A 23,703-nucleotide genomic window follows, 5' to 3' on the forward strand; every position below is an offset into this window, starting at 1 on the left:
CCGCCCGGGGCTACGCTGAACGCGTGCCGGACGACGTAGGGGGCAAGCCGTTCCCGGACGGCTGGGAGCCCGACGACGACCGCGGGGGCGCGGACGATGACTTCGCCTCCGTGGTGTTCGACGAGGACTTCGTCAGAGCCGCCGCCATCCACGAACCCAGCGCCGTCGAGCGTCTGCTCGCCGCCGCCCAGGCCCGTGCCGAGGCGGAGGCGGCCCGTGCCCGCGCGGGCGCCGGAGCCCCCGACGACGAGCTCTACGACGACGGCTACGACCCCTACCGCTCGGCCCGCGACCCGGACGACCTCGGCGGCCCAGGGCTGCCCGGCGGCGCCGAGGCGGGCCCCTACGGCCGCTTCGGCGGCGTGCTGCGCCCCTACCGGGGCCGCGCCCGCTGGCACCGGCCCATCGCCTGGCTGATGGCCGTGATCATGGGTATCGGCATGGTCGCCCTCGCCTTCTCCGCCGTCTACCGCGGTGCCTCCTCCGGCCGCGAGGACAAGGCCCCGCCGCCCCCCGCCACGAGCAACGTCGACAACCCGTCGAACGCGGCGGCGCCCGCCCAGTCCCCGCCCGCCGCCACTGAAGGCCGGCCGCCGGTGATCGGCGGTGCCCCGGGCACGGAAGGCCTGGCGGCCCCCTCGCCCACGGCCTCGTCCTCCGCCCCGGGCGCAGGGACCGCTTCCGGCACGGCCGCCCCGGCTTCCGCTTTCGCCTCGGCCCCAGCTCCGGCCTCGGCCTCGGCCGATTTCGGGGCGCCCGCCGTATCGGCTTCGAGCCGGCGCTGAACGCCCCCTGAGCAGCCTCTGAACCGGCGCGGGGCAACTCGTCGGAAGTTGACGCGCACCAGCGCGTTTACCTTTCCCCCGCGAGACCTACCCTGAAGGTATGGCAGGGCTTGGAGAGCCACCCGAGGAAGCACCGGAGGGTCTCCCCGGCGGTGGCGACGACGAGTACCGGTCCGTCGTCTTCGACGAATCGTTCGTCCGCGCCGCCCGCCTCCAGGAGTTCTCCGCGCAGGAACGGATGCGCGAGCACGCGCGGGCCGTGCGCTCCCGCCCGGGCTGGTCCCCCCGAGCCTTCTCCAAACCCGCCATCGCGTTGGTGCTGCTGCTCCTCATAGCCTTCACCACCGCCATCTACATGGGCGTCCGCCACCCGTACCAGCCGCCCCCGACCGGCCGCCCCGAGCCGCTGCGCATGTCCGTGGTCCCACTGGCCCCCCAGGACCCGGTGCCCGGTGGCGACGCCGAGCAGCTCTTCGCCCACAGCCCCGCCGCCCAGTTCCGCACCGGCGGCTCCGGGATCAACCTGCCGTCGGCCACCAGGACCACGCACTTCTCCGAGGCCCAGGTGATGAACGCCCTCTCCATCGCCAAGGACTACCTGGTCAAGTCGTCCCTGGACCCCGATGTCCTGGCCGGCGGCCCGGACCATCAGATCCGGGTGCTGCTCGACCCCGATCTGATGGCCCAGTTCGACCAGAGCCTGGCCACCCCGGCCGACGACGGCAGGCACTCGGCCACCGGCTGGTTGGTCCGCTTCGATCCGGCCAAAGTGGCCCTCGCCGATCCCCGGATCCGCGTCCAGGGCTCGATGAGCTATACGGAGTCCGACCCGGACGCCCTCCTCGTCGCCACCGACTACGTCTTCGTGTACGCCCTGCACCCCGCCGGGAACGGGCCGCACACCGAGGACGCCTCGCTCTTCACCGTTCGCCGCGAGCTGACCTTCCGGCTCGACCGCGAGGACCTGCGGCTGAACCGTACGGAGATCCAGGTCAGCACCGAGCAGGCCGGACCGCAGGCCTGCTCGGCCGATGTGGCGAGCCGGCTGCGGCCGCTCCTGGCGGGGGAGCGGGCGAGCGGGCAGGGCCCGGCCGGCACCGATCCGTACGCGACCGGTCCCGCCCCCGAGGCGCTCTGCGGCACCCTGGCCACCGGCGCGCAGCCGTCCCCGTCGACCGCGCAGCCGTCCCCGGCGACCGGCTGACCCGCTTCCGTCCCCTCGGCCGCCTCTGATCACGGCCGCCGTCCCGGCCGCCGTATCAGCCTCCGACCCCGCTTCCGTCCCAGCCCCCGTCTCAGCCCTTTCCGCCCCCGTTCTGCTCCGGCTTCGCGTCCGTCGGGCCGTCGTCGGGGCCGTCGTCCGGGCCGGCCCCCTTGTCGGAGGCCGAGGACGAGGGCCGTGTCCCGGTGCCCGTGAACCTGTCCCTCAGCTTGCCGCCCAGGTCCGCCGTGCCGCCCGCGATGTCGCCGACCAGCTTCATCAGCGGGTCCTTGCTGCTCTTGACCGAGTCGGCGTAGGAGGCCGCGGACTCCCGGAAGGAGTCGGTCACCGAGGTGTCCTTGTCCTGGTCGCGGCGCGGATAGTGGCCGTCCATGATCCGCTGGTAGTCGCGGCTCTCGGCCCACTTCTTCAGCTCGGCTGCACGCACCGTGGTGAACGGGTGGGTACGGGGCAGCACATTGAGGATCTTCAGCACCGAGTCGCGCAGGTCGCCCTCCGCCTCGTACTCCTCGGCCTGCTCCAGGAACGCGTCCACGTTCATCTCGTGCAGGTGGTTGCCGCCCGCTATCTTCATCAGGCCCCGCATCGAGGCCTTCAGATCCTGGCCCACCAGCAGGCCCGCCCGGTCCGCGGACAGCTCCGACTTGCGGAACCACTCGCGCAGCGCGGTGACGATCGCCATGATCGCCACGTTGCCCAGCGGGATCCAGGCGACCTTCAGGGCGAGGTTGGTGAGGAAGAGCAGGATCGTGCGGTAGACGGAGTGGCCGGAGAGGGCGTGACCCACCTCGTGGCCGACGACCGCGCGCATCTCCTCCTCGTCGAGCAGCTCGACCAGGCCCGTCGTCACCACGATGATCGGCTCGTCGAGGCCGATGCACATCGCGTTCGGCTGCGGGTTCTGCGTCACGTACATCGGGGGGACCTTCTCCAGGTCCAGGATGTAACAGGCGTCCCGCAGCATGGAGTTGAGGTGGGCGAACTGGGCGTCGCTGACCCGCACCGAGTCCGAGAGGAACAGGAGTCTCAGGCTCCGCTCGGGCAGCAGCCCGCTCAGTGCCTTGAAGACGGTGTCGAAGCCGGTCAGCTTGCGCAGCGCGACCAGCGCCGAGCGGTCCGCGGGGTGTTCGTAGGCCCGGGAGGAGATCCCGGGGAACCTGCGCCGCTGCCTGCTCGGCACGGTGTCGTTGATGTCCTCGGTCATGGGTGCCCCCTGTCGTTCGAGTCGTCGGCTCGTCCCCCTGACGACATCCACATTAGGCGGTGGCGATACCGTGGCCCGGGGGCCTGTGGATAACTTCGAGGAGACCTGCCATGCCCGACACCATGCCGGACGTCGTCACCGCTCTCGCCTCAGCGTCCGGCCAGGGGCCGGGCGCGCTGCTGCGGATCCTGCTGCTCGGCTCGATGGTCGGAGCGGCCCTCCTGGCCTGGTTCCTGCTGCGCGGATACCGCTCGAACGGCGGCGACGACAACAAGAACGACTGAGTCGGCGTGAGCGTGCCCGGACCGCCCGCATACGATGTGGGCGAAGTCTCCGCCCCGACTCCCGGATAGGTCCTGCCGAAGATGAGCCTCCACAGCACCGCCGCCAACCTGGTCTCGCTCGCCGAAGGCGCCGAGCACGGTGGCAACCACGAAAGCCTCCAGCCCTGGTTGACGGGCGGCGGCGCGCTGTTCGCCCTCCTTCTCCTGCTGTGGATCACCACCCGCTTCAACCGCGACCGCTGAGTCGGGCCGAAAAGCCGGGCCAGTAGGCTCTGCACGCATGGGAGAGCAGGAAGTGCCTACCGGTCCGGTGAAGCGTCGCATCGGCGTGATGGGCGGAACGTTCGATCCGATCCATCACGGACACCTCGTGGCCGCCAGTGAGGTGGCCTCGCAGTTCCACCTGGACGAGGTCGTGTTCGTGCCGACCGGGCAGCCGTGGCAGAAGAGCCACAAGCTGGTCTCCCCGGCCGAGGACCGCTATCTGATGACGGTCATCGCCACCGCGTCGAACCCCCAGTTCTCGGTCAGCCGCATCGACATCGACCGCGGTGGTGCGACGTACACCATCGACACGCTGCGGGATCTGCGCGAGCGCAACAGCGACGCGGACCTCTTCTTCATCACCGGTGCCGACGCGCTCGGCCAGATCCTCACCTGGCGCGACGCCGAGGAACTGTTCTCGCTGGCCCACTTCATCGGTGTGACGCGGCCCGGCCACGTCCTGACGGACGACGGGCTGCCCGAGGGCGGTGTCTCGCTGGTGGAGGTGCCGGCCCTGGCGATCTCCTCGACGGACTGCCGCGCACGGGTCGCGCAGGGCGACCCCGTCTGGTATCTGGTTCCGGACGGTGTGGTCCGCTACATCGACAAGCGCCAGCTGTATCGCGGCGAGTGAGTCCAGCTGTACCGCCTGTACGTCGGCGAGTGAGAGAAGGCCACCGGTGAACGACCGCCAGTACGACCCGTATGCGCCCCAGGTGCAGCTGGTCGGATACGACGAGTACGGCCGGCCGGTGTACCAGCAGGTCCCGCCGCAGCAGCAGGCGTACGACCCGTACGCCCAGCCGCAGGAACCCCAGCAACCGCCCCAGCAGCAGGGGTACGGGTACGACCAGACCTATGTGCCGCAGCAGTCGACCTACGACCCGTACGGGCAGCAGCAGGCAGGGCAGCAGCCGCCGCAGCCGTCGCCGGACCAGCAGGTGCACCAGGCCGCGCAGGCGCAGCAGCCCCAACAGCCCCAACAGTCCCAACAGCACCAGCAGTTCACGGAGAACCAGGCCTTTCCGCAGCAGGGCTACGGGCACGACTACGGCACCGCCCAGCAGCCCGCCGTCCAGGAACCCGCGCCGGACCCGGAGCCGCAGGGCGCGCCCGTGGTGCCTCAGCAGCGCCGGGACGGGAAGGCCGCGGGAGGTGAACGCGGCCCCGGTACCGAGGAGTTCGCGTTCATAGAGGAGCCCGACGAGGACTCCGAGGACGTCATCGACTGGCTCAAGTTCACCGAGAGCCGCAGCGAACGCCGTGAGGAGGCCAAGCGCCGCGGACGCAAGCGGGGCGTGGCGCTCATCGTGGCGTTCGTCCTGGTCGTGGTGGGCGGCGTCGGCTATCTGTGGTTCGCCGGAAAGCTTCCCGGCCTCTCGTCGTCCGCCGATTCCACGAAGGACGGGGCCGCCCCGGTCGGGGCGCAGAAGCGGGACGTCATCGTCGTCCACCTGCACAACACCAAGGCGGGCGGCACCTCCACGGCGCTTCTCGTCAACAACGTGACCACCAAGCAGGGCACCACCGTGCTGCTGCCCAACACGCTCGCCGTGACCGACGACGACGGCAACCGCACCACGTTGGGCAAGTCGGTGGACTCCGACGGCTCGCAGGGCACCCGTGACGCGCTCTCCAACCTCCTCGGCGCCAAGATCACCGGCAGCTGGCGGCTCGACACCCCGTACCTGGAGAACCTCGTCGACCTCGTCGGAAACATCGACATCAGTACGGACACCGACGTACCCGGCGCCAAACAGGGCGGCGACCCGCTGGTGAAGAAGGGCGACGACCAGACCCTCACCGGACAGATGGCCGTCGCCTACGCCACCTACCGGGGCCCCGGCGAGGCCGAGACCAAGCAGCTCCAGCGGTTCGGCACGGTGATGTACGGCGTGCTGCGCAAGATCTCCGACGACCCGAAGGCGGCCACCATCACCGTCCAGACGCTCGCGCAGATCCTCGACCCCTCGCTGCCCGAGAGCGACCTGGGCGCCTCCCTGGCCAAGCTCGCCGAGCACGCCAAGATCGGCGCGTACAAGACGGCGCTCCTGCCCGTGCAGCCCGACGGCACCCTGAGCCAGCAGGCCAGTGACAGCGTGGTCAAGGACGTTCTCGGCGGCAAGCTGGGCGGCGGAGCGGACCAGGGCTCCGCGCTGCGGGTCGGGGTGAAGAACGCCAGCGGCAACAGCAAGGCCGCCGAGGCCGCCCGGGTCGCCCTCGTCAATGGCGGCTACACCTTCATCGACGCCGGAAGCGCCGGTTCGCAGGCCGCCTCGCAGGTCCTGTACGGCGACGAGGCGAAGAAGGCGAACGCCGTCGAGGTCGCCAAGACGCTCGGCCTGCCGGACAGCGCCGTCAAACAGGGCGGTGCGGCCGCCAACGCGGACGTGTCGGTCGTGATCGGCAAGGACTACAAGGCGCCGAAGTGAAAGGCCGCAGAGCACTGAAGCGAGGGGCCGCGCGGCGCTGAAGCCAGGGGCCGCGCGGTGCTGAAATGCAGGGCTGCGCGGCGCTGGAGTGAAGCGCCGCGCGGCGTCGGGGTGAGGGCCCCGGAGCAATGCTTTCGGGGCTGTCGGCGGTCCGTGAGATCCTGGAAACCGATCTGATCCGATCTGACCGCCGACGAAAGCCTGCTTGTGACCGCCACGGACCGTTCCATCGAGCTCATCACCGCCGCCGCTCAGGCGGCTGCCGACCGGCTCGCGCACGACATCATCGCGTACGACGTCAGTGACGTGCTGTCGATCACCGACGCCTTCCTACTCGCCTCCGCGCCCAACGACCGCCAGGTCAAGTCGATCGTCGACGAGATCGAGGAGCGGCTCAACAAGGAGCTCGGCGCCAAGCCGGTGCGCCGCGAGGGCGACCGCGACGCCCGCTGGATCCTGCTCGACTACGTCGACATCGTCGTGCACGTCCAGCACAGCGAGGAGCGTGTCTTCTACGCCCTGGAGCGCCTGTGGAAGGACTGCCCCGAGCTGCCGCTCCCGGACGACGCCATGAAGACCCGCGGCAAGGCGGCCGAGCACGCCGCGCTGACCGGCGCCGACGAGACGGACGGTGAGCTGAGCTGAACGGCACCAAGGGCGGCCGGGGCCGCCGCATCGTCCTGTGGAGGCACGGCCAGACGGCCTGGAACCTGGAACGCCGCTTCCAGGGCTCCACGGACATCGAGCTGACCGAGACGGGCATCGGCCAGGCGCATCGGGCCGCGCGCCTGCTGGCCGCGCTGAAGCCGGACGCGATCGTGGCGTCCGACCTTCAGCGGGCCGCCGCCACCGCCGCCGAGCTGGCGGCCGTGACCGGTCTGCCGGTCGAGCACGACTCGGGCCTGCGGGAGACGTACGCGGGCGCCTGGCAGGGGCTCACGCACGAGGAGATCGTCGCCCAGTACGGCGAGCAGTACGCCGCGTGGAAGCGCGGCGAGCCGGTGCGCCGGGGCGGCGGCGAGCTGGAGACCGAGGTCGCCGACCGGGCCGCCCCGGTCGTGCTGCGCCATGCCGACAAGCTGCCCGACGGCGGCACGCTCGTCGTCGTGAGCCACGGCGGCACCATCCGCACCACCATCGGTCGCCTCCTCGGCCTGGAGGCGCACCACTGGGAAGGCCTCGGCGGCCTCACCAACTGTTGCTGGTCCGTCCTCGGCGAGGGCGCGCGCGGCTGGCGCCTGCTGGAACACAACGCCGGCACACTGCCCGAGCCGGTCCTCGGCGACGACGACTAACCGCTGCTCAGAGGCGGTGACGGGCGGATTTCACTTTCCGGCAGGTCACAGGCTAAAGTTCTTCTTGTTCGCAGCGAGGGACCGCCGAAGAAGCGGGAACAAGCCGAACAGCGGGGCTATAGCTCAGTTGGTAGAGCGCCTGCATGGCATGCAGGAGGTCAGGAGTTCAATTCTCCTTAGCTCCACAGTCGGATCCCGTCCCCTCAGGGGGGCGGGATCTTCTCGTTGTGCGGCCGAAGCTCGTCGTGCGGCCGAAGCCCGCCGTCCGGACAGAACCGGTTGTGTGGCCAGAACTGTGCGTCCGGCGGAGCCCTGTCCTCCGGTGAGTCCGGGGGCGCGCGCATCCGCCCGCGCGCCGCGGCAGCACTCCTTCGCACCGACGGTCCTGTCCGTCCTGGGCGGCCTGTCCGATCTCGTACGGTGACGGCACCGACCCTCTTGCGAGGGCATGGCAGAATCGGGACGGCCGGAGGGGGACGACGGACCGAACGGGAGGGAGCGCGCGATGCCCGCGAGTCGCGAAGAATTCCCGCAGTCGTCCGGCGGACCGCGCGCCTCGGCTTCCAGCGCCCCCCTGAGCTGCCCGTCCTGCGGCTCCGCACACGTCGCCCAGATGCTCGGCGACAACGGCGGAGTGTCCTACGTGTGCACGGCCTGCGGCCACAGCTGGAGCTGAACATGGGTGCACACAGGCGGAAATGCGACTGGTGCGGCAGTGGTACGCCCATCGTCAGGGACATGGATCCGGTCAACACCGACTATCAGTACTGGTGCGAGGAATGCGCCCGGGCGCTGATCATAAAGGGCGACCCGATCGAGACCTACCGGGAACTTGAGGGCGAGCCGATCTACGGCCGACTCCTCGAAGCGCACTGCACCCTCAAGCGCTTCTACTCCTTCGCGACGGCCTGAGCGCCGCGAGCACGAGGAAACCCACCCCCGCCAGCGTATAGAGCGCGGAGAGCGCCATCTGGCCGCCGCTCTGGGCCAGTTCGGGCCGGCTCGTGCCATGCGGCACCCACCAGAGCGCGTACAGGCAGAAGACGGCGCCGAGCAGCGCCCAGCGCGACCTCTCGGCCACGAGCAGCACCACCACCGGCACGCACCACACCCAGTGGTGCGACCAGGACACCGGGCTCACCAGAAGCGCCGTCACCGCGCAGGCCGTCGCCGCCCGGGCCCGCTCCCCGCGCAGTTCGGCACGTACGGCGACGGCGAGACCGAGCACCGCCGCGACGACCGCGGCCGCCGTCCACCACGGGCCGGGCTCGCCGGTGTGCAACAGCCGGGCCAGCACCCCGCGCAGCGACTGGTTGGCGGTGTCCTCGGCGTGGCCGACCCGGCCGGCCTCGAACACCATCGACGTCCAGAAGCGCAGCGAGTCGTGGGGGAGCGCCATCGCGGCCGCCGCCGTGGCCGCGCAGAACACCGCGGCGGCCCTGATGGTGACGGCGAGCGGAAAGTTCCCGGCGCCGCTCCTCTTTCGGATGACGGCGGTGATCAGCAGGAAGAGCCCGAACAGCGCGGGCGTGAGCTTCAGCGCGGCGGCGAGGCCGATACCGGTGCCCGCCCGGCGGTCGCCCCGCTCGCGGGTGAGGTCCCAGAGCACGGCGACCGCGAGCAGCAGATTGATCTGGCCGTAGCGCAGGGTGGTCCACACCGGCTCGCACCAGACGGCGAGCGCGGCGATCCACAGCGCGGCCCCGGGCCGGCGCATCCACAGCGGGGCCCCGGGCCGGCCAGGGACCGCGAGCCGCAGCGACAGCTCGGCCAGCGCGACCAGCAGCCCCAGGTTCGCGACGGTAGCCAGGGTCCGCAGTTCGGGGATGCCGGGCAGGGTGAGCGGGGTGAACAGCAGGGCCGCGAACGGCGGGTAGGTGGTGGGCAGCTGCGCCCGGGTGGCGCGCATCGCGTAGAGGTCGGCGCCGGCCCGCACCGTCTGGCCCTCGGCGCGGTAGACCAGCAGGTCGATCATCGAGACCCCCGCGGCCCGCTGAGCGGCCCAGAACGCCGCGAAGGACAGCAGGCAGACGGCGGCCGCGAGCGGCACGGGGCGGCGGGCGGAGGGGAAGCGGGCAGCGGTGTGCACCAGCACCTTCACGGTCACGAAGGTGGACGTTACCGCCCTTCTCCGTACAGAACGGAAACCGATTTGGTGAAGCACCGGGGTGACCGTGTAATGTTCTCGATGTCGCCGCGGGAAACCGGACGACAAAGAAGCAAACAAGGGGCTATAGCTCAGTTGGTAGAGCGCCTGCATGGCATGCAGGAGGTCAGGAGTTCAATTCTCCTTAGCTCCACAGTAAAGAAGGCGGGCCGTCCGATTCGGATGGCCCGCCTTCTTGTTGTGCCTGCCTTGTGATCGAAAACGGTCAACTCCGGCCGCTGCCCAGGGCCTTGCGGCTGGCCTGGGGGAGCGCGGCCGGGGCCTGCTCGATCCGGAGCGCGAGCGCCGGGCAGCGGCGCACGGCCCGTTGGGCGCGCCCCCGCAGATGCATGGGCACGGTGGCGTCGGCGACCAGGGGGTAGCCGTCCGGGCCGAGCCGGATCAGCTCCGGCACGATGTCCGCACAGAGCCCGTGGCCCTCGCACAGCGTCCAGTCCACCAGCACCTTCTCGCCGCTCGGCACGCCCTCCTCGCGGTAGCCCACCGCGGGCAGCGGCAGCACACCGACCGTGGGCCGGCCGCAGCCCCCGCCGAGCACATGGGCCGCCAGGTCGTCCGTGAACGCGGCCAGTGTGGATGCGAGGAAGCGGGCCGAGCCGTCGGGGTGCTTGCAGGCGCCGCGGCCCTTCACCGCACCCGTCACCTCGCGCAGCGCCTCCAGGGCGGCCGGGCCGCCGCCGTTCAGCACATCGGCGAGTCCGCCGGCCGCGGCCGGAAGGCCCAGCCTGCACGGGCCGCACTGGCCCGCCGTTTCCGCCGCGAGCCACTCCGCCACTCGAAGCGCCTCGCCTAGCGCGCATGTGCCCGGCCCGATCGGCAGGATGGCGCCGGCCCCGAGGGCCCCGCCGAGCGCCGAGAGCGAGGCGCGCGAGACGGCCGCGTCGTGGGCGGCCACCGAGTTCAGCCAGCTGCCGTGGTAGCCGCCGGTCAGCACGCCCTGGGGCAGCGCGGGCGCCCCGGCCAGCTGGAGGACGTACCGCAGCGGCACTCCGGTGGGGACCTCGACCACCATCGGGCGGGCCACCGCCCCGGACAACGTCAGGAGGACCGTGCCGGGTTCGCCCGGCTCGCCGGTGTTGCAGAAGCGGCGCGGGCCGATCCGGGCGGCCACCGCGAGCTGCGCGAAGGTCTCGGCGTTGGAGAGCAGCGTCGGGGCGCCGCCGACCCCCGATTCGGCGGCCCGCTCGCGGCGGCCGGGCGGCAGGGCGGGCCCGCCGTCCACGGCCCGGATCACGGCGGAGGCCTCGCCGGACACCATGCGCTCGGGGGTGCGGACCACGCGGGCGCGCAAGGGCGAACTGCGCTTGTCGGCCAGGCCGCGCTCATCGAGGGCGGCACGCACCGAGGCCTCGGTCGAATCGCGGGTGACGGCGATCACCAGCGTGCGGGCCCCGAGGGCCTCGGCGGCCAGCAGGGCGCCGTCCAGGACGAGATGGGGGGCCCGGCACACCAGGACGGTGTCCTTGCGGCAGGCGGGCTCTCCCTCGCTCGCGTTGACGACGACGACCGGGCGTATGCCGCGCCGGATCGCCGCGGAGGCCACCGCCCGCAGTTTGCGGCCGAAGGGGAAACCGGCGCCGCCGCGGCCGTTGAGCGCGATGTCGTCGGCGAGCTGGGCGAGGCGTTCGCCGTCGACCGGTTTCAGCGGGCCGTGCACCTTGAGGTGCATCGGCAGGGCCAGGCGCTCGACGAGGTCGAAGCCCGCGGTCAGATGGGGCAGGCCGACGACGCGGACTTCGGGAACATCGGGGAGGGGCGTGTTCATGGTCGTACTCCTGCGGTTGCGGGCACCGTCACGGGCGTTCCCCCGAGGAACCCGGCTGCGCATGCCAGGGCTCGCCGGCGGCCGGCGGCTGGTAGGGCGCGGACGGCGCGGGGGCGGGCAGCGGCTCGGGGGGACGCGGCGCGGGCGCGGGCCAGCGGGAGGGCGGGGGCGCGGCGGGAGCCAGGGAGACCGCGCGGTAGCCCGCCGAGATGCCGGTGCCCGCGTGGCCGCGTACCTCCTGGCCTGCGGCCGGACGATAGCGGGGAGGGGCCTCGTGCGGCGGCTCGTACAGGGCGCGCGGCTGCTCGAACTGCCGTGTCCTTTCGAGGAGTTCGTCGGCGGCCTGCGCACCACGCAGTGGCCGCGTCTGCCGCTCCTCATACGCCTCACAAGCCTCATAAGAGGGTGCGCCCAAGGGCTCGTAGGGCGGCTCGAAGGCCGACTGCCCGTAACCCGGCGCACCCGGCGCACCCGGCGCACCATCCGAGCCCGGCGCCTCGTACGGCTCGAACGAGGGCGGTGTCGTGGGCCGCGGCGGCACGGCGGGCTCCGGCCGCTCGCTCTCCGGGCGCGGGCGGACGGCGGCGAGCCGGGCGGCGATGCGGCGCTTGACCGGGCGGGGGAGCGCGCGTACGGCCAGCGCGCCCGCGACTCCCGCCAGGCTCAGGGCGTACATCGCGACGACCCAGCCGGCCGGTGGGCGGCCCGCGTACAGGCCGTGCACCAGCGCCGAGCACCAGGCCGGATAGGCCAGCATGTGCACCGCGCGCCAGCGGCTCGCGATGCGGCCCGGGGTGGCGAAGGCGCTGCGCATCGCGCCCGTGGCGGCCGTGAGGACCATCAGGACGCCGGCGAGCGACCCGAAGCCGATCAGGCCGGACGCACCGGTCGTGCCCAGTCCGAACGGGACCACGGCACCGAGCAGGCCGACATGGCCGAGCGCGATCTTGACGGTGACGTGGAGGACCAGGAAGCCGATGGAGGCGACCGCGGTCGCGCGGTGGACGGCCTGCGCCATGAGGCGGTCGCGCGGGGTGAGGAAGAGGCGGTCGGTGGCCAGCAGGCCCCAGGCGACGGAGGCGGTCAGGGAGACCAGGGACAGGACGCCGGCGGTGAAGTCCAGGGCGGCGCGCAGGGCGCCCGACGAGAGGAGCGCCAGCGGCGGTATGAGCAGGGCGACGACGCCGAGTGCGGCGGCGGAGAGTCCGCCTCTACGGGCCGGTCGGCCCAGTGCGGCGGCGGAGAGCCCGCCCCTGCGGGCCGGACGGCCCCGGGCGGTGTTCTGGCGCGGGCGGAGCGGGTGGAGCGGATTGCGAGGTTTCATGGTGGGGCGACTCCGAATGGTTCGGCAAAGCGGTCCCGTGGCGGCATGCTAGGTCGCCCCATACCAGCCGGTACGGGGTTTGAGCGGTTGCCCCAGAAGAGGGCGGTACGCGGAGTAACCTCGCCCCCGGGCACCCCCCGGGCACCCCCCGGGCACCCCCCGGGGGCATGTGCGGGCCCCACCGGTATGCACCGCGGCACCCCCCACGGACACTCCGTGCGGCCCTTGCGGGGCCTGCGGTACCCTGACGCCATGCGTGCCGTACGCCTTCTGCTTAGCGAGCCGCGCTGAACACTCCCGACCGATGAACAGATCCGGTCGGACTCGGCGCGGCGCCCCCTCCTGTGCGAGGGGTTTTTTCGTTTGGCGATTCGATGGCGGATCGACGGACGAACGCTCGTAACCGCTGGCAGAGACGATCGATGGAGCTTTGAGGACATGAGCGAGACGAATACCGCTGCCGCCGCAGAGACGGCCGCGCCGCACCGCTACACGGCGGCCATGGCCGCCGACATCGAGGCACGCTGGCAGGACTTCTGGGACGCCGACGGCACCTACGCGGCGCCGAACCCGACGGGCGACCTGGCCGGTGACCCGGCGGTCGCCGCGCGGCCCAAGAAGTTCATCATGGACATGTTCCCGTACCCCTCGGGCTCGGGCCTGCACGTCGGCCACCCGCTGGGCTACATCGCCACCGACGTCTACGCCCGCCACCAGCGCATGACCGGCCACAACGTGCTGCACACGCTGGGCTTCGACGCCTTCGGCCTGCCCGCCGAGCAGCACGCGGTCGCCACCGGCACGCACCCGCGGGTGTCGACCGAGGCCGCCATGGACAACATGAAGCGCCAGCTGCGCCGGCTGGGCCTGGGCCACGACAAGCGCCGGTCGATCGCGACGATCGACCCGGAGTACTACAAGTGGACCCAGTGGATCTTCCTGCAGATCTTCAACTCCTGGTACGACGCCGACGCGCAGAAGGCCCGCCCGATCGCCGAGCTGGTCGCCGCGTTCGAGGACGGCAGCCGTGAGGTCCCCGGCGGCCGCGCCTGGGCCGCGCTGAGCGAGGCCGAGCGCGCCGACGTCCTGGGCGAGTACCGCCTGGCGTACGCCTCCGACGCGCCGGTCAACTGGTGCCCCGGCCTGGGCACCGTCCTGGCCAACGAGGAGGTCACCGCCGACGGCCGCTCCGAGCGCGGCAACTTCCCCGTCTTCAAGTCCAAGCTGCGCCAGTGGAACATGCGGATCACCGCCTACGCGGACCGTCTGATCGACGACCTGGACGCGCTGGACTGGCCGGACGCGATCAAGCTGCAACAGCGCAACTGGATCGGCCGCTCCGAGGGCGCCCGCGTCGACTTCGAGGTCACCGACACCGACGCGATCACCGTCTTCACGACCCGCCAGGACACCCTGTTCGGCGCGACCTACATGGTCCTGGCGCCCGAGCACGAGCTGGTCGACACGATCGTCCCGGCCGCCTGGCCCGAGGGCACCCACGACGTGTGGACGGGCGGCCACGCCTCCCCGGCCGAGGCCGTGGCCAAGTACCGCGCGTTCGCCGCGGCCAAGTCGGACGTGGAGCGTCAGGCCGACGCCAAGGAGAAGACCGGCGTCTTCACCGGCGCGTTCGCCACCAACCCGGTGAGCGGCGAAAAGGTTCCCGTCTTCATCGCCGACTACGTACTGATGGGGTACGGCACCGGCGCGATCATGGCCGTCCCGGCGCACGACACCCGCGACTTCGCCTTCGCGCGCGCCTTCGAGCTGCCCATGCGCTGCGTCGTGCAGCCCGACGACGACCGCGGCACCGACGCCTCGACGTGGGACGACGCCTTCGGCTCCTACGAGGCGAAGCTGGTCAACTCCGCTGGCGCCGACATCTCGCTGGACGGCCTGGGCGTCGTCGAGGCCAAGGCGAAGATGACCGACTGGCTGACCGAGCGCGGCATTGGCGAGGGCACCGTCAACTTCCGGCTGCGCGACTGGCTGTTCAGCCGCCAGCGCTACTGGGGCGAGCCCTTCCCGATCGTCTACGACGAGGAAGGCATCGCCCACTCGCTGCCCGAGTCGATGCTGCCCCTGGAGCTGCCGGAGGTCGACGACTACTCGCCGCGCACCTTCGAGCCCGACGACGCCAACACCTCGCCCGAGACCCCGCTGTCCCGCAACGAGGACTGGGTCAACGTCGAGCTGGACCTGGGCGACGGCGTCAAGAAGTACCGCCGCGAGACCAACACCATGCCCAACTGGGCGGGTTCCTGCTGGTACGAGCTGCGCTACCTGGACCCGCACAACAGCGACAAGCTGGTCGACCCCGCCATCGAGCAGTACTGGATGGGTCCGCGCGACGGCATGCCCACCGGCGGTGTCGACCTCTACGTCGGCGGCGCCGAGCACGCCGTACTGCACCTGCTGTACGCGCGCTTCTGGTCCAAGGTCCTGTTCGACCTGGGTCACATCTCGTCGGCCGAGCCGTTCCACAAGCTGTACAACCAGGGCATGATCCAGGCGTACGTCTACCGGGACAGCCGCGGTTTCCCGGTGCCGGCCGCCGAGGTCGAGGAGCGCGACGGCAAGTTCTTCCACGCGGGCGAGCCCGTCAAGCGCGAGCTGGGCAAGATGGGCAAGTCCCTGAAGAACGCGGTCACTCCGGACGAGATCTGCACCGAGTACGGCGCCGACACCCTGCGCCTGTACGAGATGGCGATGGGCCCGCTGGACGTCTCGCGCCCCTGGGACACCCGCGCGGTCGTCGGCCAGTACCGGCTGTTGCAGCGGCTGTGGCGCAACATCGTCGACGAGGCGACCGGCGAGGTCACCGTCACCGACGCCGAGCCCGACGAGGCGACGCTGCGCGCCCTGCACAAGGCGATCGACGGAGCCGGCGGCGACCTGGCGGGGCTGCGCTTCAACACCGCCATCGCCAAGATCACCGAGCTGAACAACCACCTGACCAAGGCGGGCGGCCCGCTGGCCCGGCCGGTGGCCGAACAGCTGGTACTGCTGATCGCCCCGCTGGCCCCGCACATCGCCGAGGAGCTGTGGCGCAAGCTGGGCCACACCGACTCCGTGGTGCACCGCGACTTCCCCGTCGCCGACCCCGCGTACGTCGTGGACGAGGCCGTGACCTGCGTCGTCCAGATCAAGGGCAAGGTCAAGGCCCGCCTGGAGGTGCCGCCCGGCATCTCCGACGACGAGCTGGAGAAGCTGGCGCTGGCCGACGAGGGCGTCGTCGCGGCGCTGGACGGCGCGGGCATCCGCAAGGTCATCGTGCGCGCGCCGAAGCTGGTGAACATCGTCCCCGCGTAAGGGCCGAAGCGGCACCGGGGGCTTTCCCCTACGGGCAGGTTGGGGGTTCCGCGGGAACCCACGGCCTGCCCGTTCCGTTTACGGTGGAGGGGACGATGCCGACCGACCGAGGGGACGTTCATGGAAGCCGCGATCCTGATCATGGCGCTGCTGTTCGTCGCCTTCGTGGCGCTCGGCGTGTACGTGACGGTCAAGGTGGTCGGCGCCGCCAAGCGCGGGGTGGAGCACACGGTCACCCAGGCGCGGCGGACGGTGGAGGACACCACGCTGAGGGCCAAGAGCGTCGGCCAGCCCGGTGTCGCCGGCCAGCTCGCCCAGCTCAGGCTCTCGCTGCGCACCTCGATGCGGGCGACCCAGGAGGCGCTGCACGCCCGGCTGGCCGAGGACGAATCCCTGAAGGAGTCGCTCGCCCTGTTCGAGCGGCTCAGCGGGCACGGCCACGAACTGGACGACGAGCTGAGGCGGCTGGAGCGCGAGCCGGACAAGCGCAAGGTCGCGGAGCGGATGCCGGAGCTCCGCGAGCGCACCGAGCGGATCACGCACTCCGCGGACTCGCTGCGCTGGGCGGCCCGCGACCGGGCACGCCAGTTCGCCGACGACGATCTCGCCTCGCTCAGCCAGCAGATCGAGATGGAGTCGGGTGCCCTGCGGGACTGGTCGGTCAAGGGCCCCACGACGGGTGAAAACCCTTACGGGGACGACGTTCCGGGCCACCCCGCACCGCAGGCCCGGACCGCGCAGCCCCGGACCTCGCAGGACCAGGCACCGCACGTCCAGGCACCGCAGGCGATAGGCCCGACCCAGCAGCCGGTGACCTACCCCTGGCAGAAGGCGCCCCGTCCCGAGGCGACCAGCTGACCAAGCACCCGTGACCGATGACGCACGCCGGCCGGCCTCGAAGCGGTGAGCTGATGGCGCCTCCGTGGATGCCCGTCCGGATGCGGCGAGCTCATGATGCCGCCGCGGGTGCCCGTCCGGATGCCCTGGATGTCCTGGTCGGCGACGGCGAACACCAGGTCAAGGCACGGGAACAGGGCCCCGCGGGCTGACCCGAACTGATCATTGCCCCGGGGCCGGACTGCCGCGCGACGCCCTCGGCAGGTAACCTCCCGCTCATGTCCCGCCATGTCGCGATCGTCACCGATTCCACGGCCTATCTGCCGCCGCAGACGATGGAGCGGCACCACATCACCGCAGTGCCACTGACCGTTGTCCTGGGGGACCAGGCGCTGGAAGAGGGCACCGAGATCTCGGCCCGTTCCCTCGCGATCGCCCTGCAGAAACGACGCCCCGTCACCACTTCCCGGCCCAGCCCGGCGGTATTCGCGGCCGCCTACCGCAAGGTCGCCGAGGCGGGGGCGACCTCGATCGTCTCCCTGCATCTGTCGGCCGAGATCTCCGGCACCTATGACGCCGCCGTACTGGCCGCCAAGGACGCGCCGGTGCCGGTACGGGTCGTCGACACCGGCATGGTCGCGATGGCCCTCGGCTTCTGCGCGCTGTCCGCGGCTGAGGTCGCCGAGGCGGGCGGGACCCTGGACGAAGCGGTGGCCGCCGCCGAGAAGCGGGCCGGCGCCACCTCCGCCTTCTTCTACGTCGACACCCTGGACTATCTACGCCGGGGCGGCCGGATCGGGGCGGCGCAGGCCCTGCTCGGCTCGGCCCTCGCGGTCAAGCCGCTGCTCCAGCTCGACGGCGGCCGGGTCGACATGCTGGAGAAGGTGCGCACCGCCTCGAAGGCCATCGCACGCCTGGAGGAGATCGTGGTCGAGCGGGCCGGGAGCAGCCCGGTCGACATCGCCGTGCACCATCTCGCGGCACCCGACCGCGCCACCGCGCTCGCCGACCGGCTGCGGGCGCGGGTGCCGGGCCTGGTCGACCTGCACATGAGCGAGGTCGGAGCGGTGATCGGTGCGCATACGGGACCGGGACTGCTGGGCGCCATCGTCTCTCCGCGCTGAACGAGCCCGGGAGCCCGGCGAGGGCCTCCCGATCCGGAGCATCCCCTCCTCCGCACCCTCCTCAGCTCACTCAACAGCTCCCGCAACTCCCTCTTGCGGGTGGCCGAGTTATCCACAACTGGCCGGTTTTCCACGGAAATTGAGGGTGCTCAGCGGGCCGGGGTCCGGGTGCCTAACGTATCGTGACATGGCAATCCGATCACCACGCACCGCCACGAGCGGACCGGGCCGGGCCCCCGGCTCGGACGGCCGCATCCGTACCCACCACGGCCACGGCCGCCGGGGTCGCGCCGCCCCGGCTCACACATCAGTCCTGAGCGCACGCAGGCGCGCGGACGCGCTCTTCCTGCCGTCCCCGCCGGGCACGGCGGCCCCACCGCCGGATCCGGCCGCCACGCCCTCTTCGGCTCCGCCTTCGGGCCTGCCTTCGGCCCCGCCTTCGGTCCTGCCCGAGACGTCGGCCGACCTCCCCCCGAGCGCCACCTTCCCCGCTCCCGGTGTACGTGCGCGGATCGGGGCGGCCGTGCGGGAGCGGCTTCCGCTGTGGGCCCAGTCGAGATGCGGGCTCGCGCCGCGCAGCCTGGCCGCGCTGTGCGTGGTGCTGGTGGTCGCGGCGGGGTTCGCCGTCCATCACTTCTGGACCGGGCGGCCGCAGTCCGTACGCGCTCCCGAACTGGTCGACGGGGCTGAGCCTGCACCGTCGGGGTCGTCGGGGTCCCCGCCTGCGACCGCGGGAAGGCGGGCGGCCCACGGCTCCGGGAGCGGAGGCGAGAACACCGACGCGCCACCCCGTCCGGTGGCGAACGCGGCGCCGTCACCGGTGGGAGTGCTCGTGGTGGACGTGGGCGGGAAGGTGCGGCGGCCCGGGATCTACCGGCTGCCCAACGGATCCCGGGTGGCCGACGCGCTGGCCGCGGCGGGCGGTGTACGCGAGGGCGCGGATCTGACGGGCCTCAACCGGGCGCGGCCACTCGCGGACGGCGAGCAGGTGCTGGCCGGGATGCCGGGCGGGGCTCCGGTCGGGCCCGGTGCCGAGGCCGGAAGCGCCGGCCCCGTCGGCGGAGCGGGCGGGCCGGTCAGTCTCAACTCCGCCTCGGTGGACCAGTTGGACGGGCTGCCCGGCGTCGGCCCGGTGCTCGCGCGGCACATCGTGGACTACCGGGCCCAGCACGGCGGCTTCCGCTCCGTCGATGAACTGCGCGAGGTCAATGGGATCGGCGAGCGGCGGTTCAACGACCTCCAGCCTCTGGTGCGGTTGTGATCCGCCCCGACGTCCACGCCGAGGCCGGCCACCGGCTGGGCGCGGCCAACCCCTTCCGGGAGGGCCCGACGGATCTGCGCCTGGTCGGCCCCGCGCTCGGAGCGTGGGCCGGTACGGCTGCGGCGGTCAACGCATCGGCGGATGTAGCCGGTTGGGGAATGGTCTTGTGCCTCGCCGTGGCCGGAGTGCTAGTGGCGCCGACGGCCGGCCGAGCGCTCGCGCGGTGGCTGGCGGATGTGAAGGCGGGGGTGCGACGGGAGCCGGACGGGGCCGAGTACGGGGGGCAGGACGGAGATGGGGATGGGGAGGTGAACGCGGACGGAGACGGTGTGACGGAGCCGGGCGGCCGGTCCGATCAGGGGATCTGGCGGTACCGGGGCGCGGTGGCCGCGGTGCTGGTCTGTGCGGCCGCCGGGATCGTGGCAGGCGGGCTGCACGCCGCCGAGGCGCGCCGGGGGCCACTGCCCGCGCTCGCGGCCGAATACCGCTATGCCACCGTGGAGTTGGTGGTGCGCGCCGATCCGCGGGCGACCCGGTCGCCGGGCTGGGGCGGTCCTTCGTTCGCGGTGGACGCGGAGGTCGAACGGGTCCTGGGGCCGGGCAGCGGGACCGCGCTGGTCCGTACGCCGGTCCTGGTGATCGCGCCTGCGAGTTGGCAGGGCCTGTTGCCCTCGACCCGGGTGCGGGTGACCGGGCGGCTCGCACCGGCGGACGGAGCGGTCGCCGCCGTACTGAAGGCGCCGGGCGGCCCGCCCCGCGTCACGGGGGCGCCAACTGCCGTACAGCGGCTGGCCGGTGGGCTGAGGTCGGGACTGCGCACGGCGTCCGGCGGGCTGGCGCCGGACGCGCGGGCACTGCTGCCCGGCCTGGTCGTCGGTGACACCTCGCGAGTGACGCCCGAGTTGAAGGCCGCCTTCGAGGCGACCGATCTCACGCACCTCATGGCCGTGTCCGGGAGCAACTTGGCGATCATGCTGGCGCTGTTGGTCGGGGCGCCGGGGCGGGCCCTGCTCGCCGAGCGGGGCGGCCTCGCCCCGCGGCTCGGCATCTCCCTGCGGGCGACCGCCCTGCTGGGTGGGGCGCTCACGCTCGCCTTCGTCGTGGTGTGCCGCCCGGAGCCGAGCGTGCTGCGAGCCGCGGCGTGCGGACTGGTCGCCCTGCTGGCCATCGCCACCGGCAGGCGTCGATCGCTGATCCCGGCTCTGGCCGCCGCCGTACTGCTCCTGGTGCTGTACGCGCCCGAACTGGCCCGCAGTTACGGCTTTCTGCTGTCGGTCCTCGCGACCGGGGCACTGCTCACGATCGCGCCCGGCTGGGCCGCGGCACTGCGCAGGCGCGGGGTGCCTGACCGGCTCGCCGAGGTGCTGGCCGCGGCGGGGGCGGCGCAGGCCGTGTGTGCGCCGGTGGTGGCTGTGTTCGCGGAGCGGGTCAGTCTGGTTGCCGTGCCCTGCAACCTGCTGGCCGAGCCGGCCGTGGCACTGGCCACGGTCGCGGGCTTCGCCGCACTCGCCACGGCCCCGATCGCGATGCCGGCCGCCAAGTTCCTTGCCTGGTGCGCTGGTTGGCCCACCGGGTGGATCGCATCGGTGGCCCGTACCGGAGCGGCGCTGCCCGGGGCGCAGTCGCAGTGGCCCGGCGGCTGGCGCGGGGGACTGCTGCTGGCGCTCGTCACCGGGGTCGCGGTGTTCATCGCCCGCCGACTGCCCCGGTATCCCTGGGCGGCCGCCGCGCTCGCACTTCTCGTTCTGCTCGCCGTGGTGCGGCCCGCTCCGCTGACCAGGCTGGTCACCGGCTGGCCGCCGCCGGGCTGGTCGTACGCCATGTGCGATGTGGGGCAGGGGGACGCCACGGTGATTGCCGCCGGAGCGGGATCGGCGGTGGTGGTCGATACGGGGCCGGAGCCTCTGGCGGTGGACCGATGCCTGCACGAACTCGGCGTGAAACGCGTCCCGTTGCTGCTGCTGACCCACTTCCACGCCGATCACGTAGGGGGCCTCACCGGGGTCTTGCGGGGTCGTTCGGTGGGGGTGATCCAGACGACGGGGTTCGCGGAGCCGCCCGACCAGGCCGCCTTCGTCCGGCGCGCCGCCGCTGTGGGCGACGTGCCCGTGGTGACGGCCGGATACGGCGAGCGGCGGGCCCTTGGCGGGCTCTCCTGGGAGGTGCTGTGGCCACCGCCGACGCGGCGAGCGGGTCTTCCGGGGCCGGGGCCGGTGCCAGGGCCGAGTCCGCTGCCGGGGCTGGTCCCGGACGGGCCGAGTCCGCTGCCGGGGCCAGGGCCGGGGCCGGTGCTGGTCGCGGACGGGCCGAACGACGCCAGTGTGACCCTGCTCGTCCACACCGCTGCCGGGCTGACCCTGCTGCTGCCGGGAGATCTCGAACCGCCCTCCCAGCAGGCCCTGTTGCGGGGGAACCCGGGGCTCGGACGGGTGGATGTCCTCAAGGTCGCGCATCACGGTTCGGCGCACCAGGAGCCCGCGCTGCTCAGAGCCGTACGTCCGAGGCTGGCATTGATCTCGGTGGGCCGGGGCAACCGCTACGGCCACCCCGCGCCCGGCACCGTCGCCGTACTGCGGGCACGGGGAGCGGCGGTGCTGCGTACGGACGTGGACGGGGCGATCGCGGTCACGGGGGTGGGCGAATCGCTGAGGGCCGTGCCGCGGGGGAGGGGCCCGTGACGCGCAGGAGCGGCGTCCGGTCGGCTGCCCAAGACACCCGCTGCCGTCAAGTCACCGGCGGACGAAGGGACTTGCTGAGCGTCAGACGAGCCAGGCTCCTTCGCTCATCAGGTCGCGGCCGGGGATCTCGTTGAGCTCGCGCCAGGCCTGGATGCGCTGGGGGACGACACGGAAGTAGGCGTAGGAGGGGCCGCTGTCGCGCGGATCCCAGATGAGCTTGGCGGCGAAGGCGTCCGCCGAGGCGGTGGGCAGTTCGCCGGACGGGAAGACCGTCGCGGTGCCGGTGATGTGGACGACGTCCCGGGTGTGGCCGAGCGTCACCTGCACCGTGCGGTTGCCGGACTCCAGGTTGCGCAGGGTGGGGTTGGTGCTCCGGGTGCACATCAGGAGGGAGTCGTGTTCCCAGACGAAGGAGAGAGGCATGAGGTGGGGTTCCCCGGAGCTGGAGGCCGTCGCGATCCAGGCGTCCGCGTCCTTTTCAAGGCGGGTCAGGACATCCTGCTTGCGCTGTTCGGGGCTGCGGGCAGGCTCATGTGTCGTCATGTCCCGGAACGCTAGGGGGTTTTGGGGGCCGGGCACCTCGGGCGCCGGACCTAGGTCCGGCGGCCCAGGTCGGAGTGGAGGACGGCCGGGACAGGGCCGGCTCGGCGCACACAAGCGGAATGGCCAATTCGGGCCTCTGGTGACAGGTGCCTCAGCAGTGCCCAGGCTCCACGTTTGCCTCGAACGGCACAACAGTGATCGAATGCGTCTTCGTCAAGGGGTCGCAGTCCTGCTGTGGCGAGGACGGACGAGGATGTCTGCCCCCTGCGCGGCCCGGCAGCAACTTCTTCGCACGGGGGTGCGTGCACAGTGTTCAGCCGCTGGTTCGGCAAGAGCTCGACCAGTTCTCCACTTCGTTCCGGGCCCCTGGCCGGCCTCTCGGTCCCGCCGACCGCGGGCGTGCTCAGCTGTCGTGTGCTCGACCCCGTCAGCGAGCCCGTCCAGCGGGCCGAGTACGTGGTCAGCGATGCCTCGGGCCGCAAGATCGTGGCGGGGGAGACCGACCCGTTCGGCACGCTCATCACGACGGTTCCGGCGGGCGAGTACCGGCTGGCTGTCACCGCCGACGGCTACACCCCCTTCCACGGCAGCGCCAGTGTCCCCGCGAGCGGACTCACGGCGCTCGGCGATGTCACGCTCCAGGTCGCCGCCCCGCCCTCGCTGCCGGACCCGGGCGAGTGGGAACTCGACCCGACGCACTCCCAGATCGGCTTCACCGCGAGCCATATCGGCCTGGCCCGGATCCACGGCCGGTTCAACACGTTCGCCGGAGCCATCCGGATCGGTGAGCGCATGGAGGGGTCGGCGATGCACGTCATCATCGACACCGCGTCCATCGACACCGGGGTCGGCATGCGGGACGACCATCTGCGCTCGGGCGACTTCCTGGACGTCGGGAGCTATCCGACGATGGAGTTCTACAGCGACCGCTTCGTGCACCGGGGCGGCGGCCGGTGGGCCATCATCGGCGGCCTCACGCTGCACGGTGTGAGCCGTACGGTGACGCTGGACACGCAGTACCTGGGCCTGGGGACAGGGCTCGGCGGCGAGACCAGGGGCGCCTGCCGGGCCAGCACCGAGCTGCACCGCGAGGACTTCACGCTCACTTGGCAGACCATGCTGGCGCGGGGGATCGCGGCGATCGGGTCGTCGATCTCGATCGACCTCGACATCCAGGTCGTGCCGAAGGCGGCCTGACCCCGGCCG

At 72.2% G+C, this 23,703-nt stretch carries 20 protein-coding genes, 2 tRNA genes and 1 pseudogene; 18 read left to right on the top strand and 5 right to left on the bottom strand.

Going from position 1 to position 23,703, the window contains the following annotated elements:
• Positions 1-23: 23 nt before the first annotated feature.
• Positions 24-596 (top strand): annotated as a pseudogene (locus CG740_RS29050) (SCO2584 family spore wall biosynthesis protein); the annotation flags it as partial.
• A gap of 289 nt (positions 597-885) precedes the next feature.
• The gene (locus CG740_RS29055) at positions 886-1,989 is read left to right on the top strand and encodes an SCO2583 family membrane protein (protein WP_100578251.1); all 1,104 of its coding nucleotides are present in this window, start codon (positions 886-888) and stop codon (positions 1,987-1,989) included.
• 91 nt (positions 1,990-2,080) lie between these two features.
• Here CG740_RS29055 and CG740_RS29060 read toward each other — a convergent pair whose 3' ends face one another.
• Positions 2,081-3,211: a M48 family metallopeptidase gene (locus CG740_RS29060; protein WP_234376532.1), complete on the bottom strand. Its 1,131-nt coding sequence runs from the start codon at positions 3,209-3,211 to the stop codon at positions 2,081-2,083.
• Between the two features lie 110 nt (positions 3,212-3,321).
• Here CG740_RS29060 and CG740_RS39880 point away from each other — a divergent pair, with 110 nt between their 5' ends.
• The 9 genes from CG740_RS39880 to CG740_RS29090 all read left to right on the top strand — a co-directional run bounded on the left by CG740_RS39880 (position 3,322) and on the right by CG740_RS29090 (position 8,398).
• A complete protein-coding gene (locus CG740_RS39880) occupies positions 3,322-3,495 on the top strand; it encodes a hypothetical protein (RefSeq protein ID WP_159030427.1) in 174 nt (57 codons plus the stop codon).
• Between the two features lie 81 nt (positions 3,496-3,576).
• Positions 3,577-3,738 (top strand): hypothetical protein, encoded by a 162-nt coding sequence (locus CG740_RS40465; RefSeq protein ID WP_167153229.1) that lies wholly within the window; start codon positions 3,577-3,579, stop codon positions 3,736-3,738.
• A gap of 37 nt (positions 3,739-3,775) precedes the next feature.
• Positions 3,776-4,393 (top strand): nicotinate-nucleotide adenylyltransferase, encoded by a 618-nt coding sequence (nadD, locus tag CG740_RS29065; protein ID WP_100578252.1) that lies wholly within the window; start codon positions 3,776-3,778, stop codon positions 4,391-4,393.
• 46 nt (positions 4,394-4,439) lie between these two features.
• Positions 4,440-6,191 (top strand): LCP family protein, encoded by a 1,752-nt coding sequence (locus tag CG740_RS29070; protein ID WP_100578253.1) that lies wholly within the window; start codon positions 4,440-4,442, stop codon positions 6,189-6,191.
• A 207-nt stretch (positions 6,192-6,398) separates the two neighbouring features.
• Positions 6,399-6,836, top strand: a complete 438-nt coding sequence (gene rsfS, locus CG740_RS29075; protein ID WP_100578254.1) for a ribosome silencing factor — start codon at positions 6,399-6,401, stop codon at positions 6,834-6,836.
• Complete coding sequence (locus tag CG740_RS29080) at positions 6,833-7,486, top strand: histidine phosphatase family protein (RefSeq protein ID WP_100578255.1); 654 nt, start codon at positions 6,833-6,835, stop codon at positions 7,484-7,486. Before rsfS ends, CG740_RS29080 begins: the two co-directional genes overlap by 4 nt.
• A 112-nt stretch (positions 7,487-7,598) precedes the next feature.
• Positions 7,599-7,671, top strand: a tRNA-Ala gene (locus CG740_RS29085).
• A 320-nt stretch (positions 7,672-7,991) separates the two neighbouring features.
• Entirely contained in the window at positions 7,992-8,162 is a 171-nt protein-coding gene (locus tag CG740_RS40470; protein ID WP_199846609.1) for a hypothetical protein, read from the top strand.
• 2 nt (positions 8,163-8,164) lie between these two features.
• The gene (locus tag CG740_RS29090; RefSeq protein ID WP_053726163.1) at positions 8,165-8,398 is read left to right on the top strand and encodes a hypothetical protein; all 234 of its coding nucleotides are present in this window, start codon (positions 8,165-8,167) and stop codon (positions 8,396-8,398) included.
• Here the strand turns inward: CG740_RS29090 and CG740_RS29095 are convergent.
• On the bottom strand, positions 8,367-9,593 hold the full coding sequence (locus tag CG740_RS29095; RefSeq protein ID WP_234376533.1) for a glycosyltransferase 87 family protein: 1,227 nt from the start codon (positions 9,591-9,593) through the stop codon (positions 8,367-8,369). The two genes, CG740_RS29090 and CG740_RS29095, sit on opposite strands and share 32 nt — an antisense overlap.
• 120 nt (positions 9,594-9,713) lie before the next feature.
• Here CG740_RS29095 and CG740_RS29100 point away from each other — a divergent pair.
• Positions 9,714-9,786 (top strand) — tRNA-Ala (locus CG740_RS29100).
• Between the two features lie 72 nt (positions 9,787-9,858).
• Here CG740_RS29100 and CG740_RS29105 read toward each other — a convergent pair.
• A complete protein-coding gene (locus CG740_RS29105) occupies positions 9,859-11,418 on the bottom strand; it encodes an NADH-quinone oxidoreductase subunit NuoF family protein (RefSeq protein WP_100578257.1) in 1,560 nt (519 codons plus the stop codon).
• A gap of 28 nt (positions 11,419-11,446) precedes the next feature.
• Positions 11,447-12,742: a hypothetical protein gene (locus tag CG740_RS29110; protein ID WP_234376534.1), complete on the bottom strand. Its 1,296-nt coding sequence runs from the start codon at positions 12,740-12,742 to the stop codon at positions 11,447-11,449.
• 438 nt (positions 12,743-13,180) lie between these two features.
• Between CG740_RS29110 and leuS the strand changes: the two genes are divergently transcribed.
• From leuS to CG740_RS29140, 5 genes are all read left to right on the top strand, one after another.
• Positions 13,181-16,054 (top strand): leucine--tRNA ligase, encoded by a 2,874-nt coding sequence (leuS, locus tag CG740_RS29120; protein ID WP_100578258.1) that lies wholly within the window; start codon positions 13,181-13,183, stop codon positions 16,052-16,054.
• 120 nt (positions 16,055-16,174) lie between these two features.
• A complete protein-coding gene (locus CG740_RS29125; RefSeq protein ID WP_100578259.1) occupies positions 16,175-16,912 on the top strand; it encodes a hypothetical protein in 738 nt (245 codons plus the stop codon).
• A 257-nt stretch (positions 16,913-17,169) separates the two neighbouring features.
• Positions 17,170-18,015 (top strand): DegV family protein, encoded by an 846-nt coding sequence (locus CG740_RS29130; protein WP_100578260.1) that lies wholly within the window; start codon positions 17,170-17,172, stop codon positions 18,013-18,015.
• Between the two features lie 187 nt (positions 18,016-18,202).
• Positions 18,203-19,276: a ComEA family DNA-binding protein gene (locus CG740_RS29135; RefSeq protein ID WP_100578261.1), complete on the top strand. Its 1,074-nt coding sequence runs from the start codon at positions 18,203-18,205 to the stop codon at positions 19,274-19,276.
• The gene (locus CG740_RS29140) at positions 19,273-21,954 is read left to right on the top strand and encodes a ComEC/Rec2 family competence protein (protein WP_199846610.1); all 2,682 of its coding nucleotides are present in this window, start codon (positions 19,273-19,275) and stop codon (positions 21,952-21,954) included. Before CG740_RS29135 ends, CG740_RS29140 begins: the two co-directional genes overlap by 4 nt.
• 81 nt (positions 21,955-22,035) lie before the next feature.
• On the opposite strand, the gene CG740_RS29145 is transcribed toward CG740_RS29140, so the two are convergent.
• On the bottom strand, positions 22,036-22,497 hold the full coding sequence (locus tag CG740_RS29145; protein ID WP_100578262.1) for a pyridoxamine 5'-phosphate oxidase family protein: 462 nt from the start codon (positions 22,495-22,497) through the stop codon (positions 22,036-22,038).
• A gap of 309 nt (positions 22,498-22,806) precedes the next feature.
• Between CG740_RS29145 and CG740_RS29150 the strand changes: the two genes are divergently transcribed.
• A complete protein-coding gene (locus CG740_RS29150) occupies positions 22,807-23,694 on the top strand; it encodes a YceI family protein (protein WP_100578263.1) in 888 nt (295 codons plus the stop codon).
• Positions 23,695-23,703: the final 9 nt, after the last annotated feature.

The organism is Streptomyces sp. CB01201 (assembly GCF_002803085.1).
Classification (GTDB): domain Bacteria; phylum Actinomycetota; class Actinomycetes; order Streptomycetales; family Streptomycetaceae; genus Streptomyces; species Streptomyces hundungensis.